Source organism: Thermosynechococcus sp. B1 (assembly GCF_030322985.1).
GTDB lineage: Bacteria > Cyanobacteriota > Cyanobacteriia > Thermosynechococcales > Thermosynechococcaceae > Thermosynechococcus.
On sequence record NZ_CP096573.1, the window covers coordinates 938,359 to 953,835 of the forward strand.

The window sequence follows — 15,477 nt, forward strand, 5'->3', positions numbered from 1 at the left end:
AACCCTCAACAGCAAACGGCGGCATTCAAGAGGGACTTAAATAACTGCAAGCCGTCTAAAGTATGGTCACTGGGGGAGTGGCTCAAGGCGGGGTCAGCGGCGCGCTCAGGGTGGGGCATCATGCCTAACACATTGCCAGCAGCATTGCAAATACCGGCGATATTGTTGAGCGAACCATTGGGATTACTCTCAGGGGTGACATTCCCTTGGGCATCGGCATAGCGAAAGAGGACTTGGCGGTTGGCTTCCAGTTCAGCGAGGGTGGCGGCATCGGCGTAGTAGCAGCCCTCACCGTGGGCAATGGGCAAGCGAATCACCGTTTTATCGCCATAGGCCTGTAGCCACGGGCGTTCCTTGGCTTCTAGGCGCAAATACACGCGATCGCAAATAAAATGCAAGTCCCGATTGCGCACTAGAGCACCGGGGAGCAGTTTGGCCTCGGTCAGGATTTGAAACCCATTACAAATGCCCAGCACCCATTTGCCAGCGGCGGCATGGTCTTTGACGGCGGACATAATTGGTGAGAAGCGGGCGATCGCCCCACAGCGCAAATAATCACCAAAACTGAAGCCCCCTGGTAGCACAATCAAATCATAGTCACTCAGATGGGTTTCTTCGTGCCACAGCAGTTGCGTTGGCCATTGGAGAATCTCACTCGTGATATAGGCCACATCGCGATCGCAATTGGATCCGGGAAAAACGACAATCCCCACGTTTAGGGCATGACTCACAGCAATCCATCCATCACGTCAGTAATCGGCTTTAACTTGGCTGGGGCATGGAGTAGCTCAATATCCCGTAGCCAAATGACACCGCGTCCCATGAATTCCACCCCAATTTTAATCAAGCCGGGGGTCTGGGGTTCAGGTTTGAGGTGAAAAGGCACTTCACACAGATGCCAGTCGCGATCGCCCACGAGAGAAACCGTGCGCGAAAATGTCCAACCAAAGGGTTGACTGCGGCTGAGGAAGAGTTGTCCCCCCTCAGGCAATGCTCCGGTTTTCACTAAGGCACGGCACAGGAGCAATTGATCGCCCCCTTGGGCAGAGGGCACTTCCAACCACAGGTGGGCTTCCGGGAGTTCAAAGAGGGGAATCGTCTGCGGCCAGTGGGACTCCAGATACCAAGCGGCGCCTTCAACCCTGAGACCAGAGCCAGCAATAGGCTGATCCACACCCGCCCGAAAAAGGGCAACCCGTTGGAAGGGGGCTGCGGGTTCCGGTACCTGAAGCAAGGGGGCAAGGGTCTCCGCCAAGGACTCTAATCCCGATTCAATCCCGGCCTTGATGCCCGCCTCGATACTGGCTAATAGATCATCCCACCAGTTGAACATCGTGCCTATCCTGCGGCAGTTGCCAGCTCCTGCAATTCAATGCGAAAGGTTTCAATCACGGGGTTGGCCAACAGTTGATCGGCAATGTGGGTGAGTTGTGCCTCGGCAGTGGCGCGATCGCTGGCCTCTAGAGTGAGTTCCACCAGTTTGCCAATGCGCACCGCTTGCACATTGGTATAGCCCAGATGATGAATCCCCGCCTGTACCGCGACGCCTGCGGGATCTAACACCGATGGTCGCAGCGTAACAAAAACCTGTGCCTGAAATTGTGCCATGGACTATACCTCGCGGGGGGACTGCTCGATCAGGGACTTCACACCCTCAATCGTTGCCGGGATACTGCTGGGATCCATAAATAGTACTTTACTGCTATCACTATGGCCAATGGTGCGTCCCATATCTAAATAGCCCTGAGCAAGGAGAAACTGGAGCGCTTCCTTGGCCTTGGGATCTTCGCGCAGTGCTGCGGCAATAATTTTCATTGCTTCTGCAGTTCCTTGGGCACGCAAAATCTGATCTTGGCGCTCAGCTTGGGCACGCAACACCACCACTTTTTGTTCTGCTTCCGCTGCCAGAATAGTGGCTTTTTGTTCGGCCTCGGCGGCTAACACTTGAGCTTCCGCTTTACCTCGAGCCGAGTTGATCGCTGCTTCCCGCTCCCCTTCAGAGGTGAGAATCGCAGCCCGTTTTTTGCGCTCCGCAGACATTTGCAGTTCCATTGAGTCTTGAACCGCCTTCGAGGGGGCAATATCCCGCAGTTCCACACGGGTCACCTTCACCCCCCACGGATCTGTAGCAATATCGAGATCCCGCAGGAGATTCTCATTCACCTGAGTACGAGCGGTAAAGGTTTCATCCAGCTCTAGCTTCCCCATTTCTGCTCGAATCTGCGTTTGCACCAGATTCACCATTGCCATCTTCAGGTTTTCCACCTTGTAGTAGGCGCGCTCCATATCAATAATCCGCCAGTAAACAACGGCATCCACCGTAATCGTCACATTGTCACGGGTGATACACTGCTGCGGCGGAATATCTAAGACCTTTTCCCGAGTCGTTTGCTCAAAGACCACGCGATCAAGGAGCGGCACTGTAAAATTTAGCCCCGGTTCCAAGCGACGGCTATAGCTGCCTAACCGCTCCACCAAGGCCATATTGCCCTGATTGACAATGCGCACAGAGCTACCAATAGCCCAGCCCCCAAACCCCAGTAGAAACAGCAGGCCAAAGAGTTCACCCATAGTTTCCGTTCCCGAATCAGTTCACTACTACTCTAGGAGCTGGCGGTCTAGGTTGGGCTACAGCAGCGGCTAATTCATAATTTGTTACTCGCCTTTAGCTGACCTAGGAGTGCTGATTCTGGCACCATGGAGCAAGGATTTTGGTTAATACCCAGAAGTGTTGAATCCTGCAACAAAACTTAACATTTTAAGTGACCAGTAGCTCTGGCTGCCAATCAAAGCTCCAATGCACTATCGAGCAGCGACGACTGAGTTCCAGTTGCAAATATCGCAATTTGTCTAATAGCTTCTTCCCAAAGTATTCAGGTATCTCCACCAGCTCTAAAATTAAATAGGCAATTAAAACCATATAAATCTGATTTATCACCCCGTTCAAACTCTTCGTAATCAACTTGTCTAATGATAAATGCATCTTCAGAAATTTCCATAGGTTCTCAATCGCCCACCGATGCCGATATAACTCACTCACTTCCTCATCACTCAGCTCCTTTAGATTTGTCGCTATACGAAACTCCGTTTGATTCTCGTCAAAAAATTGAACCACGCGATATCTCTCATGATTGAGCTTCATTCTCATGTTATTCTTGATACGTACAACAAATGAGCACTTCCTCTCACTCAGTCGCTCTAAAAATTGCCAGCTCGCAAACCCTCTATCCATGATTACAACAGTATTCTCAGAGATCATTTCTAGAATCTCCTCTTGAAAGCTCAAGTCATGTCTCTCCCCAAAAGAAATCACCGCTTTACCTATGATGTTCTCTGTTAAATCAAATCCCGTAATTAACTTCACTTGATGATATTTATAGAACCAAAAGAGTTTACTGGTCAGGGTAATGATGGTTGAATCGATAGGAAACAGCGTCATGCTTGAAGTACGATGTCTCTTTTGAGCTTGAGACATCAGTTGAGTGTAAATCCCCTCAAATAAGCTGGTTGTCCGAGTTTTGTTGGCTTTGGAAAACGTTGACATATCCACTGTAATCCCTGCATGATTCAAGCGATAAAATAAGGCTCTCATACTGGTTAACCCTTGGTCGAGAACGTAGGTCAACCAGATTTTGAAGAACAATTGAGAGTTCAGCACGGGGTAGTCACAGGGGCTGAGCCGATTGAGAATGGACTTGACAAGAGTTGCAAAAGATGCCATATTAAGGCCAATTGATTGTTTTTTTCTTCTTTTAAGGGAAGAATATGACATTTCTTCCCTTTTTTCTAGCCTCTCAAACTATCTTTCAACACTTCTGGTCCTCTACGATGTCGATGCCATAAATTGATGCCACTGCCAGCACCGCCTAGCGCTCATATTCAAGTTAAACCTTGGCATAACAGGCTTCCGTGCGAGGATTTCTACCGAGAAGTTGCCAGTACTGCAGGTGGGTTCCAAGAAACGCGAGTTAATGCGTTCGGTTTCTGGCTGGACTAAATCTAGCATAGCCTGCACGATGTGCTGGGGGGTGAGTACTTCACCATGGTCAGCAACGCGGCGTTTGGATTTGACAGTTTTTTCCACGGGGACTTGCTGTCAAGGACTAAATGAGGAGGACTTCCTGCTCTCTATTATTTGGGCGCCGCTGCTGTCAGTACTTCGTGCCCCTCGGTGGTGACCAAGACATCGTCTTCGATGCGCACGCCAATGCCGCGCCAGCGATCGCCAATCTCAGGTTGACCCTCGGCAGGAGTTGCTTCGGGGTGAATATAGATTCCCGGCTCCACTGTCAGCACTTGACCCGGTTGCAGGGTAACCCATGTTTCTTTGTTGTGCTTGTAAAGACCGACATCATGGACATCGAGACCCAGCCAGTGGCCGGTGCCATGCATAAAGAAGGTGCGATATTTCTGGGTATTGTTCTCTTTGCCTTCGTTGATCAGATCGTCAATCGCTCCCCGCAGCAGACCAAGCTCTACTAGACCTTCTACAATCACCCGCACTGCCGCATCGTGGATTTGGTTGTAGGTATTCCCCGGTTGCACCTGCTCAATGGCCGCCTTTTGGGCAGCAAGCACAATCTCATAAATGGCTCTTTGCTCGCCACTGAACTGGCCACTCACAGGGAAAGTGCGGGTGATATCGGCATTGTAATAGTGATAGGCACAACCTGCATCAATCAACAGCAGGTCACCGGCTAGCATTTGGCGTTGGTTGGCTGTGTAGTGGAGCACACAACTATTTGGCCCTGAAGCCACAATGGAAGGGTAGGCAGGACCATCGCCCCCCCATCGGCGAAAGAGATGCTCCATCTCCGCCTGAATTTCATATTCCCAGCGTCCGGGGGCAGCCACTTCGCGGGCACGCTGATGGGCTTCGACAGTGATGGCGATCGCTTGGCGCATCAAGGCCAATTCTGCTGCTGATTTAATTTGCCGCATCGGTGCCAAGAGAATACTGGGATCGGCGATCGCCCGCGGCCCTGTGCCCCGCTTGGGTAGGGTTGCTAAAAGCTGTTGATAGTGCTTGAGAATCAGTTGATTAAAGCGCTCATGGTGACCAAAGTGGTAGTATAGGGGGTCGCCGGTTTCCAGATAGCGCGGCAGGTGCTGCTCTAGCTCGCCAATGGGATACACCGCATCGGCGCCTAATTGCTCCTTGGCTGCTTCTACCCCAAGGCGTGCCCCTGTCCAGATCTCTTGGCTGAGATCCTTGGGCTGCACAAAGAGAACATAGCGATGCTCACTGTGGTTGGGCGCAAAAACAGCAACGGCCTCTGGCTCATTAAAGCCCGTGAGGTAATAAAAGTTACTTTCTTGGCGAAAGTTGTAGTCCACATCATTATGCATGATGGCGCGCGGGGCACTACAGAAAACAGCGACACCCGTGCCCAATTTCTCTAAAAACTGCTGCTGTCGTTGCTGGTACTCTGTTTTCATCGCGCCTTGAAAAGTGGGTCAACCCTTGGGAATGATGACCCTGAAGTGGTTTGGTGGGGGCGGAGGGACTTGAACCCTCACGACTTGTTTAAGGTCAACGGATTTTCATCCTCCTGCCGCTTTCGCGACCACCCCTTGGGTGTTGAGGATTGGACTCTCCCTTTACCCGCGTAGAGGATCTACGGTAGGGTAGCTCCCGTCGAGTCTCTGCACCTTCCGTTTCTGGAGGAATGATCCATGGGAAACGGCTTGGCTCAGGATTGCCCTATTTGCCCTATGGACAAACGTAGGTTTCCCTGAATTTGAGAGCATTCACTTAATAGATTTCTCTACTAAGGCTCAATTGCTTAAGTCCGCAGCGTCTACCATTCCGCCACGCCCCCTTCAGTACCGCTACTATACCACCTTGGCTTTGGGGGATGCAATTCCTACCGGCGTTGGTAATAAGCCCGCAAACCCTCGAGGAGCCGCTGATTTTCGCTGTCACGGCGCACCGCCACTCGGAAGTAGGAAGCGCCCAATTCGGGAAAGCTGCAACAATCGCGAATCAAAATGTGATGCTGCTGGAGGAGGTAGGTTTGCAGGGGCAAAATGGTGTCCGTTGCTTGCAGGAGTAGAAAGTTTGCCTTGCTCTCGGTCACCACCTTCAGTTCGGGCATATTATTTAAGGCCGCCGCAAAGGCATGACGCGCTGGCGGTAACCATGCCCAAGTCTGTTCCTGAAAGGGGCGATCGCCCAAAGCTGTGACACCGGCAATGATTGCCAAGCAATTCACACTCCAGGGATCGCGCCACGATCGCCAGCGTTGCCAACGTTCTGGAGCCGACACCCCATAGCCGAGACGCAGACCCGCCAGACCATAGAACTTCGTCAGCGATCGCAGGATGATTAAATTGGGGTACTCAGGTACAGCCGCGATGAGAGACTCGCTCGCCGCCGGCGGCAAAAAGTCCATAAAGGCCTCATCTACCACCACCAGGGCACCCGTCTCTAGCAAGGGCTGGAGCTGATTCCGCGACCAGAGCTGCCCACTGGGGTTATGGGGATTGTTAATGAGGATGGCATCTTCAGGGGTTAGGGCAGGCGCGATCGCCCCAAAGCCGCTTTGCACCTGGGCTAGGGGAATCGGCACAATTGGGCAAGCAAAAGCCGCCAGTGCCCGCCGGTAGTCAGCAAAGGCAGGAGTAATAAGATAAATCTGCTGGCGATCGCCACACTCGCGACCTACCCAAGTCAATAACTCCGCCGCGCCGTTGCCCACCAAAAAATAATCCTTCGGTAGTTGATGCAGGGCGGCAAGGGCATCCACCAAGGGACGGCAATCGGGATCGGGATAGTCACGAATCGTGGGCAGCGCCGCCTGAAGGGCGGCTATCACTGAGTCAGGAGGTCCCCAGGGGTTGAGACTGGCGGAGAAATCCAAAATTGCATCGGGAGCACAGCCAGCGATCGCTGCCGCCCAAGCTAAATTGCCACCGTGGCGGGGGGGCATTCAGACTATTTTTTCTTGCCCTTGGCCGCCGGTTCAGGAGCCGCCGGCGGTGCAACTTTTTCTTTGAAAAGTTTCCCTGCTGAAAAGGCGGGAACGGTAGTTGCTGGGATTTGCATTTTTTCTTTGGTTTTCGGGTTGCGTCCTTCACGGGCTTTGCGCTCCCGCGGTTCAAAGGCACCAAAGCCCACTAGTGTCACTTTTTCTCCCTTGGCCACGGCCTCCATGATTTCCTCAACGGTGGCTGAGATAATGGCCTCAACTTGCTTTTTGGTGACGTTGTTGGTGCTATGGGCACGACTAAACACAGCATCCACGAGTTCAGCTTTATTCATGGGGATCACTCCACAGAAACATTAAAGGTTGTTAATTGAGGAACAAATGGGTGAAAGGCACGAAACCCTTGCCTCTGCTTGCTTTCAAGCCTCATTCTAGAATAGCCAGACCCCAACTGGAACCCTGAAACCTTTAAGATATGTGGTTTTCAGCCACTTTTATCCATTAGAAATTTCTCAAACCCTTGATTCATCAGTCTTTTAGCCTATTCCATCCTCTTTGCAGGGATAGTTTGGGGCAGTGACAGTTGTTAGAAAAATTAACAAATCACGGTGTCCCAAGGTCTGAATATCGCCCCAGAGAACAAAAAAGCCCCATGGCTGAGACGATGGGGCATTCACAAATTTCATGAATTTAATGCTTGGATTCGGAGGATTTGATCACAGCGTATTGGCGATGATCTATCCCCTAGGCATCATCCAAGGCGGCAATACCAGGAAGTTCTTTGCCTTCGAGGAGTTCAAGGCTGGCGCCACCACCGGTGGAGATGTGGCTCATGCGATCGGCAACGCCCACTTTTTCCACAGCAGCTACGGAATCGCCACCGCCAATAATCGTGGAGACGCCCTCACTGGTGAGGTCAGCCAAACAGCGGGCGATCGCCTCTGTGCCCTTGGCAAATTGATCAAACTCAAACACCCCCATTGGGCCATTCCAGATCACTGTTTTGCAATCCTTGAGCGCCTCTTGAAAGCGCTTGACGGAAGCAGGCCCAATATCCAGACCCATCCAGCCATCGGGAATCGCTTCGATACTGACCACTTGACTATTGGCATCGGCGGCAAAGTTATCCGCCACCACGACATCTGTGGGCAAGAGCAACTCCACCCCTTTTTCTTGGGCTTTGGCTTCGAGGTGTTTGGCTAGCTCCAACTTGTCTTCCTCCACGAGGGATTTGCCCACATTCAGCCCCCGCGCTTTGTAGAAGGTGAAGATCATGCCGCCGCCGATCAGCAATTTATCCACTTTTTCTAAAAGGGCTTCAATCACGCCAATTTTAGAAGAGACTTTCGATCCCCCCACAATCGCAGCCAAGGGACGGCGGGGATGCTCAATGGCGTTTTGGAGATATTCCAGTTCTTTCTCAATCAAAAAGCCCGCCACGCAGGGACTGAGGTATTGCGTCACCCCAGCAGTTGAGGCATGGGCGCGGTGCGCAGTGCCAAAGGCATCGTTGACATAGACTTCTGCACAGGCCGCCAGTTGCTTGGCAAATTCAGGATCATTTTTTTCTTCCCCCGGATGGAAGCGCACATTCTCGAGGAGACAGACATCCCCATTGGCCATTGCTTGGGTATGGGCCACCACGGCATCACCAATGCAGTCATCGAGCTTGGCCACGGGTTTGTGGAGCAGTTCCGAGAGCCGCTGAGCCACAGGAGTGAGGCGCAGTTTATCATCCACACCCTTGGGACGGCCAAAGTGGCTGACAAGAATCACCTTGGCACCTTTGCTGATCAGGTCTTGAATGGTGGGCAGTGCGGCGCGGATGCGAGTATCGTCAGTGATGACGCCATTCTCATCGACGGGAACGTTAAAATCCACCCGCACGAGGACACGCTTTCCTTCTAAGTCGGCAGCCGATAACTGCGCTACAGATTTTTTAGACACGCTAGAGCCTCCTAAATGCGTTAAAACATGGATGATAGTACTAGGGGCATAACAATCCCAGCCAGCGATGGAGTGACCCGTTACAGAACCCTCACCTGACCCTCATTCTACCCAAGGGCGTGCCCTTCCACTTGACTCCAATGAGGTGAACTCTATGTTCAAAACCATTCTTTTTCCCATTGACCGTAGCCGTGACACCCAAGAAGCCATACCTACCGTGGTGGAGATGGTGAAGTTGTTTCAGAGTCAGTTGTTTTTGCTATCAGTGGAGGAAAGCCCTGAACCGGATGCGGAATTAGAGGCAGCGATTACAGAATTTTTGAATCGTGCTAAGGAGGCCTTTGCCCAACACGCGATTGCGGCGGAAACTTTGCTACGGCGCGGCAAACCGGCCTTTGTGATCTGTGATGTGGCCGATGAGATCAATGCCAGTTTGATTATTATGGGTTGCCGAGGAACGGGCCTGACCCCAGAGGGGTTTCAAGAAAGTGTCAGCAACCGCGTGATTAATTTGGCGCCCTGTCCGGTCTTGGTGGTGCCCTAGGCGCTGCGTAACTGAATCTTGCGGAGGTTAAAGTTTCCTCACAGGCGGCCTAGCCCTTGGGGCGATCGCCGATGATCAAGGAAAGTGAATGTGTTGTCTTGTGGTTGATCTGCATGCTGAATCCAACAGATGTGACGCCGACCGTGTTTTCCCCTGCTGCTGATCAACTGCAAGCCCTTGGGGTGTACGTAACCATCCATGGCCATTTCTATCAGCCCCCCCGCGAAAATCCCTACCTCAATGCCATTGAACACCAACCCAGTGCCCAGCCGTTCCACGATTGGAATGAGCGTATTTACTACGAGTGCTATCGCCCCAATGCCTTTGCGCGGATTCTCAACGATCGCGGTGAGGTCATTGATATTGTCAATAACTTTGAATACCTCAGCTTTAATATTGGCCCGACGCTCTTTAGTTGGCTCGAACGCTACGATCTTGAGGTCTATCAGCGCATTATTGAGGCTGATCGCCACAGTTGTCAGCGCTTCAATGGCCACGGCAACGCGATCGCCCAAGTCTATAACCACATGATTTTGCCCTTGGCCAACTACCGCGACAAACTCACGCAAATTCGGTGGGGCAAGGCGGACTTTCGGCGGCGGTTTGGCCGCGAGCCGGAGGGGATGTGGCTGGCGGAAACGGCCATTGACTATGACACCGTAGCCGCCCTGATTCAGGAGGGGATTCGCTTTACGATTTTGGCACCTTCCCAAGCCCAACGCTGTCGTCCCATTCTTGCCGACGGTGAAAGCGAGTGGATTGAAGTCAGTGGCAGCCAAATTGATCCGACCCGTCCCTATCGCTGCTATTTGCCGGAGGGCGATCGCCAGCGGGATTACTTGGATATCTTCTTCTACGATGGCCCCATTTCGCGGGACATGGGCTTTAGCGATCTGCTCACTAGCTCGCAATTTCTAGCAGGACGGTTGGGACAGGCCGTGCGCGGTGATCATCGCCCCAGTCAAATCATTGCCGTTGCCACCGATGGCGAGACCTTTGGCCATCACAAGTATGGTGGCGAAAAAGCCCTCGCCTATGCCTTTAAGGTAGAAATTCCCCGTCGAGGCTGGCAGATCACTAACTTTGCCTACTACCTCAGCCTGTTCCCGCCCACATGGGAGGTGGAACTCAAACCCGTCACGGCGTGGAGTTGTGCCCATGGCGTGGATCGCTGGCAGGACAATTGTGGTTGCGGTGGCGGAGGCGAGTGGCAGCAACTGTGGCGACGCCCCTTGCGGGAGGCGCTGAACTGGCTGCGGGATGAGCTAATTGACATTTATGAAACGCTTGGGGGCGAGCTATTTCAGGATGTTTGGGCTGCCCGCGATGCCTATATTCAGGTGCTGGGCGATCGCGCCCCGGAGACCCTGCATCGTTTTTTGGCACATCACCAACGCCGCCCCCTGAGTCAAAGCGAGCAAATTGATGCCCTGCGTCTGCTGGAGATGCAGCACCATGCCCTGCTGATGTTTACCAGTTGTGGCTGGTTCTTTGATGAACTCTCGCGGCCTGAGGGGGTACAAATTCTCCGCTATGCGGCACGGGCGATCGAACTGGCGGGAGATGTGGCAGGGGTGCAGTTGGAACCGGAGTTTATTGAGCGTCTGGCCGCTGCCCCCAGCAATGTGCCCCAGTTTGGCAATGGGGCAGCAGTCTATCACCAGTTGGTGAAAACGGCTCAAATTAGCTTGCAGCAGGTGGCCGCCCACTATGCTATGAGTTCCCTCTTTAACAGCTACCCCCGCCAACACCAGCTCTACTGCTATGAGATCGAGCAGGGGGATTATCATCTCCAACGCATGGGCAGCCTGACCTTGGCGATCGGCCAGATTCAACTCACCTCGACGATGACAACCGAGTCCCAACTGCTGATCTTTGCTGTCTTGCACTTGGGGGGCTGGGATTTCCACTGTGGGATTCAACCCTTCCAAGGGCGGCGGGAATATAGCCAGATCAAGACCCATCTCCTGCAAGCCTTCCAACAGGGGAGTGCAGCACGGGTGGTGGTGGCAATTACGGAACGCTTTGGGGGGGTAGCCTACAGCTTGGATGATCTCTTTGCTGAGGAACGACACCGTCTCATGGGGGTGCTGGCGCGGGAAACCCTTACGCGCTTGGATCAGCTTTATACCCAAGTCTATCGCGATAACTACGGTATCCTGATGGGGTTTCAGCGGGATGGCCTGAGTGTGCCCCAAGAATTGCAAGTCGCGGCAGCGGTGGCGTTGACCCATCGTGCCATTAGCCATTTGCGGGGTTTAGAGCAAGACCTGAGCGATCTCAGTGATTTGCCCTTGGCGGATCTACAAAACCATTTAGCAGAATTGGCGGCGATCGCCCGTGAAGCACGGTTGTTGGGTTGTCACCTTAGCCTTCAAGAGCAACAGCGACTCCTTGAGCAGCAAATTAGCACTGGATTGCGTTATCTTGCCCACCACCTCGACAGTGACACCCTTAGCCAGTTGAGTCCCCTGCTGCAGGACTTGATCACCATTGGCGATGCCTTAGGTTTGAACCTGAATCTGGATCGGGCACAGGAACAGCTTTATACCCTGATGGGTGAACTGCGGCAGAAGGGCAGGCACCTCAGCGAGGGCGATCGCCGTCACCTACAAACCTTAGCTATCCGCCTCAAGGTTGATCCCCAACTATTGGTTGCCCTCTCTTCCTAGGGAAGAATCTCCGTTAAATCCAGCACGAATCCGGGGAGCAGGTCTTCCCCAAAGAGGTGCCGAGGGGCGATCGCGACTTCAGGGGGCATTTGAGAACGGTAGATTTCTACCCGTTGATTTTGCGGGCCAATCAGCCAGCCTAGGTGCAAACCATTGTCCAGATATTCGCGCATTTTGGCTGCGAGTGGCCGCAGATCATCACTGCGTAGCTCAATCACAAAATCGGGACAAAGCGGTACAAATCCTTGCCGTTGTTCGGGGGTCAAGGCGTGCCAGCGATCGCTTGGAATCCAAGCAACATCGGGACTGCGAATGGCGCCATTGGGCAGCTTAAATCCCGTCGAGGAGTCAAAGGCAACGCCCAATCGGGATTGCTGATTCCAGAGGTACAGTTGAACAGCTATTTGAAGATTGCGCCTGCCGGTTTCTCCACCTGTGGGGGGCATAATGATTAATTCTCCACGGGGCGATCGCTCCAGCCGCAGATCAGGGTTTTGGCGGCAAATTGCGGCAAACTGCTCATCGGTTAGTTCCAGCACCGGTTGTAGGGCGATCGTCAGCATGGCTGAGCAGCCTCTCATCGCGTTTCCACTACCCCAGTTCTAGCAAATTAGGAAAGTTGCCTCTGGCCAGACCAAACCTACGTCCAGTTTCGTTAAAATCAGCGAACTAGCCCCATAGGCTGGCCTAGGTATCACCCAAAAAGTGTGTGAGGAGTACGTATGTCGTTAACGTCGCCAGAAATGGCTGAGGCGTTTGGTGCCGCTTCTGAACGCGGACTAATTCCCCGAGTCTTGCAACCGGCGTTGCACTGGTGGTTATCTGCGCAGTTGGAGCAGGCAACAGGCTTGGAAATTCAAATTCAAGGGGGCGATCGCCAGATTTTGCGGGGATACTTACCCCACGTGCGCATTGCCGCAGCAAGAGCCAGTTATCGCGGTATTCAATTGCGCCAAGCAGCCGTCCAAGCGGAACAGATTCAGATTAATCTAGGACAAGTGTTGCGAGGCAAACCCCTAAAACTCTTGGCACCAGTGCCGGTACGCGGGGAACTAATTCTCAACCAAGCCGATCTCAACGCCTCTTTGGGGGCGCCGCTCCTGCAATCCGGCCTACGGGAACTGCTGAAATTGCTCGATCAGCGCGGCTTGGGCAAAGCAGGGGTCAATCTGCAAGAGTGGCAATTGCGGCGTACGCAGGCAGAATTGGGTGCTGGGTGCCTCAAACTGGTGTTCTCGATGGTGAATGCCCAAGGGGAGCAGGCGGATTGGCATTTGATGACCCAGGTGCGCTTGCAGGATGAGCGAACCCTCTGCTTAGAAAAGGTGCATTGGCAAGGGGAAGGTGACCCTCATCCCACGGTGGCCATTGATTTGGGTGAGGGGGTGGCCATTCAGGAGTTGCGGCTAGAAACGGGTGCCCTCAGGGTGCAGGGAATGATTTGCATTTATCCCTAGGTTGCTCAGCAACGCTGCTACGCGTCCTAAATCCTTGATTCCCGGTTGGCTTTCCACACCACTGGCTAGGTCAATCCCTTGGGGTTGGGTTTGGGCGATCGCCTGCCGACAATTTTCGGGCGTAATACCCCCCGCCAGCCACCAAGGGCAAGGAACGTGTAACGCTTTGAGGAGCGTCCAGTCAAAGGGCTGTCCCGTGCCTCCCAACTGCTGCGGATGGTAAGCATCCAAAAGAATACGATCCACAATCGGGGCGTAGGCGGGAATCTCAGCGAGGCTGGCTGCCGATCGCACCCGCAGGGCTTTGATCAACACAATATTAGGGAAAGTATGGCGCACCTGTTGGCAAAACTCGGGCGATTCGCTGCCATGAAGCTGCAGTGCCTGTACCCCTGTGGTTGTGACTAAATGGGCTAATGCTGCTAAATCGAGATTGGCAACCACGGCAACAGTCAGTACTGAGGGGGGCAACTGCCGACAAATCTCGGCAATGGTTGCTGCGGGGACATAGCGGGGGGAATGGGGCACGGTAATAAACCCCAGGGCACTGACGCCCATTTGGGCGATCGCGATCGCCTGTTCGGGTAGAGTCAAGCCACAAATTTTGACAGTAATTTTGGCAGGGACAGTTGAGTTAAGCATTTGTAACGAGATGCACCATTTTGTAAAGAACTAGCGGTGGGCGATCAGGCCGTTCCGTATAATTCATGGGCAATTGTACCCATTTAGGAGGAACCATGGTGTTAGCCACGCTCCCCGATACCACTTGGACGCCGTCTGTGGGTTTGGTGGTGATCCTCTGCAACCTGTTTGCGATCGCCATTGGCCGCTATGCCATTCAATCACGGGGAAAAGGCCCCGGTTTACCCGTTTCCTTGCCCGCCCTCTTTGAAGGCTTTGGTCTGCCGGAATTGCTGGCTACTACCAGCTTTGGCCACATTTTGGCAGCAGGTGTCGTCAGCGGCCTACAGTACTCCGGTGCCCTCTAGGGTCGGAATACCCTTAGCAATCTGACGGGAAAGGAAGGGCAGTACCTCCGTATTCTTGCTGGCGGTGCAATTTTCCGTAAAAACCACCAAGGTATAGGGGCAATGATTGGGGAGTTCAATATAGGCCGCATCGTGGCGCACCCAACTGGTGAGTCCCGCCTTTGACCACAACTTTGCCCCCGGCGGTAGCCCTTCCCCCAAAAAGCCCTGTACTTGGTTTTCTGGATCCTCGGCCAAAAGCTCTGGATCGAGGGAACGCTCCATCAGTTCCATCATTGCTTGACTGGCACTGGCAGAGACGGCTACGCCCCCCACAATGCTATGGATCAGCTTGGCGGTTGCATTGGTTGTCAGACGATTGGCATTCTGGCGATCGCGCCCGACAAATTCCTGCTCTCGTCCATAGGGGCCATCACACCACGTTTTTTGATTCACGTTGATATTAGTTAGCTCTGGCCACCCTAAGGATTGAAAATAGCGATTGACGATATTGCGCTGGTATTGCCATGTGCGAAAAGGTTCCGGTGGCAGCACCGGGCCACTGGTCGTCCCCGTGAGCATATCCACCACGAGGCTCGTGGCATCATTGCTGGAGTCCACAATCATATCCCGCAGGGCGCGTGCTAATTCCGCATCCGGCTGAAGCATGCCACTATGGAGCCACTCATGACAGGCCACCAGATAAAACAACTTCACCACACTGGCCGGGTACATCGGTACATCGCCGCGATAATGGGCGCCGGGAATCGAATACCGCCAAAATTCTGCTGCGGTCAGCGCTCCGCCCGTATTCACGGGAATGGGGGGTGGATACACCAATAAGGTCAGGGCAATGTCCTCTTGTCCCAGCCAAGGAAAGTGTTGCCATGTCGCTTGGAGCGTCCGCGTCACCAAATCCGTGAGATAGGTGTTGGCCTGAAAAAAAATCATTGCCTGTTC

16 protein-coding genes are annotated in these 15,477 nt (G+C 53.3%); 4 read left to right on the forward strand and 12 right to left on the reverse strand.

Annotation, left to right across the window (positions count from 1 at the left end):
* Window positions 1-5 precede the first annotated feature (5 nt).
* The 9 genes from purQ to M0644_RS04845 all read right to left on the reverse strand — a co-directional run bounded on the left by purQ (window position 6) and on the right by M0644_RS04845 (window position 8,876).
* Window positions 6-731 (reverse strand): phosphoribosylformylglycinamidine synthase subunit PurQ, encoded by a 726-nt coding sequence (gene purQ, locus M0644_RS04805; protein ID WP_286626844.1) that lies wholly within the window; start codon window positions 729-731, stop codon window positions 6-8.
* On the reverse strand, window positions 728-1,333 hold the full coding sequence (locus M0644_RS04810; RefSeq protein WP_286626845.1) for a hypothetical protein: 606 nt from the start codon (window positions 1,331-1,333) through the stop codon (window positions 728-730). The genes purQ and M0644_RS04810 overlap by 4 nt, the downstream gene beginning before the upstream one ends.
* A gap of 5 nt (window positions 1,334-1,338) precedes the next feature.
* On the reverse strand, window positions 1,339-1,608 hold the full coding sequence (purS, locus tag M0644_RS04815; protein ID WP_149818656.1) for a phosphoribosylformylglycinamidine synthase subunit PurS: 270 nt from the start codon (window positions 1,606-1,608) through the stop codon (window positions 1,339-1,341).
* Between the two features lie 3 nt (window positions 1,609-1,611).
* Entirely contained in the window at window positions 1,612-2,571 is a 960-nt protein-coding gene (locus M0644_RS04820) for an SPFH domain-containing protein (RefSeq protein WP_149818658.1), read from the reverse strand.
* Window positions 2,572-2,758: 187 nt separating this feature from the next.
* The gene (locus M0644_RS04825) at window positions 2,759-3,721 is read right to left on the reverse strand and encodes an IS4 family transposase (RefSeq protein WP_286626847.1); all 963 of its coding nucleotides are present in this window, start codon (window positions 3,719-3,721) and stop codon (window positions 2,759-2,761) included.
* 410 nt (window positions 3,722-4,131) lie between these two features.
* Window positions 4,132-5,439, reverse strand: coding sequence for an aminopeptidase P N-terminal domain-containing protein (locus M0644_RS04830; RefSeq protein ID WP_286626848.1), 1,308 nt, complete (start codon window positions 5,437-5,439; stop codon window positions 4,132-4,134).
* A gap of 428 nt (window positions 5,440-5,867) precedes the next feature.
* Window positions 5,868-6,932 carry a threonine-phosphate decarboxylase CobD gene (gene cobD / locus M0644_RS04835; protein ID WP_149818663.1) on the reverse strand — a complete coding sequence of 355 codons (1,065 nt, stop codon included), beginning with the start codon at window positions 6,930-6,932 and terminating at the stop codon, window positions 5,868-5,870.
* Between the two features lie 5 nt (window positions 6,933-6,937).
* Window positions 6,938-7,264 carry an HU family DNA-binding protein gene (locus tag M0644_RS04840; RefSeq protein ID WP_190278230.1) on the reverse strand — a complete coding sequence of 109 codons (327 nt, stop codon included), beginning with the start codon at window positions 7,262-7,264 and terminating at the stop codon, window positions 6,938-6,940.
* A 409-nt stretch (window positions 7,265-7,673) separates the two neighbouring features.
* Window positions 7,674-8,876 carry a phosphoglycerate kinase gene (locus M0644_RS04845; protein WP_149818667.1) on the reverse strand — a complete coding sequence of 401 codons (1,203 nt, stop codon included), beginning with the start codon at window positions 8,874-8,876 and terminating at the stop codon, window positions 7,674-7,676.
* A gap of 154 nt (window positions 8,877-9,030) precedes the next feature.
* On the opposite strand from M0644_RS04845, the gene M0644_RS04850 reads away from it, so the two are divergent.
* Entirely contained in the window at window positions 9,031-9,420 is a 390-nt protein-coding gene (locus tag M0644_RS04850; RefSeq protein WP_149818669.1) for a universal stress protein, read from the forward strand.
* 113 nt (window positions 9,421-9,533) lie between these two features.
* Entirely contained in the window at window positions 9,534-12,092 is a 2,559-nt protein-coding gene (locus tag M0644_RS04855) for a DUF3536 domain-containing protein (RefSeq protein WP_286626850.1), read from the forward strand.
* Here M0644_RS04855 and M0644_RS04860 read toward each other — a convergent pair.
* Window positions 12,089-12,673, reverse strand: coding sequence for a Uma2 family endonuclease (locus tag M0644_RS04860; protein ID WP_286626851.1), 585 nt, complete (start codon window positions 12,671-12,673; stop codon window positions 12,089-12,091). The genes M0644_RS04855 and M0644_RS04860 overlap by 4 nt on opposite strands.
* Window positions 12,674-12,814: 141 nt before the next feature.
* Between M0644_RS04860 and M0644_RS04865 the strand changes: the two genes are divergently transcribed.
* Window positions 12,815-13,549, forward strand: a complete 735-nt coding sequence (locus tag M0644_RS04865) for a DUF2993 domain-containing protein (protein ID WP_149818673.1) — start codon at window positions 12,815-12,817, stop codon at window positions 13,547-13,549.
* On the opposite strand, the gene M0644_RS04870 is transcribed toward M0644_RS04865, so the two are convergent.
* Window positions 13,499-14,191: a phosphoribosylanthranilate isomerase gene (locus M0644_RS04870; RefSeq protein WP_149818675.1), complete on the reverse strand. Its 693-nt coding sequence runs from the start codon at window positions 14,189-14,191 to the stop codon at window positions 13,499-13,501. The two genes, M0644_RS04865 and M0644_RS04870, sit on opposite strands and share 51 nt — an antisense overlap.
* A 95-nt stretch (window positions 14,192-14,286) precedes the next feature.
* Between M0644_RS04870 and psaK the strand changes: the two genes are divergently transcribed.
* Window positions 14,287-14,538: a photosystem I reaction center subunit PsaK gene (psaK, locus tag M0644_RS04875; RefSeq protein WP_226972017.1), complete on the forward strand. Its 252-nt coding sequence runs from the start codon at window positions 14,287-14,289 to the stop codon at window positions 14,536-14,538.
* Here the strand turns inward: psaK and M0644_RS04880 are convergent.
* A complete protein-coding gene (locus M0644_RS04880) occupies window positions 14,515-15,468 on the reverse strand; it encodes a serine hydrolase (protein WP_286626853.1) in 954 nt (317 codons plus the stop codon). The two genes, psaK and M0644_RS04880, sit on opposite strands and share 24 nt — an antisense overlap.
* Window positions 15,469-15,477 lie beyond the last annotated feature (9 nt).

Bases quoted from the DNA above. Each gene is read 5' to 3' on its own strand.
- M0644_RS04870 (WP_149818675.1), bottom strand. From the start codon at position 14,191: ATGCTTAACTCAACTGTCCCTGCCAAAATTACTGTCAAAATTTGTGGC.
- M0644_RS04850 (WP_149818669.1), top strand. From the start codon at position 9,031: ATGTTCAAAACCATTCTTTTTCCCATTGACCGTAGCCGTGACACCCAA.
- M0644_RS04840 (WP_190278230.1), bottom strand. From the start codon at position 7,264: ATGAATAAAGCTGAACTCGTGGATGCTGTGTTTAGTCGTGCCCATAGC.
- M0644_RS04820 (WP_149818658.1), bottom strand. From the start codon at position 2,571: ATGGGTGAACTCTTTGGCCTGCTGTTTCTACTGGGGTTTGGGGGCTGG.
- purS (WP_149818656.1), bottom strand. From the start codon at position 1,608: ATGGCACAATTTCAGGCACAGGTTTTTGTTACGCTGCGACCATCGGTG.
- psaK (WP_226972017.1), top strand. From the start codon at position 14,287: ATGGTGTTAGCCACGCTCCCCGATACCACTTGGACGCCGTCTGTGGGT.
- M0644_RS04825 (WP_286626847.1), bottom strand. From the start codon at position 3,721: ATGGCATCTTTTGCAACTCTTGTCAAGTCCATTCTCAATCGGCTCAGC.
- M0644_RS04880 (WP_286626853.1), bottom strand. From the start codon at position 15,468: ATGATTTTTTTTCAGGCCAACACCTATCTCACGGATTTGGTGACGCGG.
- M0644_RS04860 (WP_286626851.1), bottom strand. From the start codon at position 12,673: ATGAGAGGCTGCTCAGCCATGCTGACGATCGCCCTACAACCGGTGCTG.
- M0644_RS04865 (WP_149818673.1), top strand. From the start codon at position 12,815: ATGTCGTTAACGTCGCCAGAAATGGCTGAGGCGTTTGGTGCCGCTTCT.
- cobD (WP_149818663.1), bottom strand. From the start codon at position 6,932: ATGCCCCCCCGCCACGGTGGCAATTTAGCTTGGGCGGCAGCGATCGCT.
- M0644_RS04810 (WP_286626845.1), bottom strand. From the start codon at position 1,333: ATGTTCAACTGGTGGGATGATCTATTAGCCAGTATCGAGGCGGGCATC.
- M0644_RS04830 (WP_286626848.1), bottom strand. From the start codon at position 5,439: ATGAAAACAGAGTACCAGCAACGACAGCAGCAGTTTTTAGAGAAATTG.
- M0644_RS04855 (WP_286626850.1), top strand. From the start codon at position 9,534: ATGCTGAATCCAACAGATGTGACGCCGACCGTGTTTTCCCCTGCTGCT.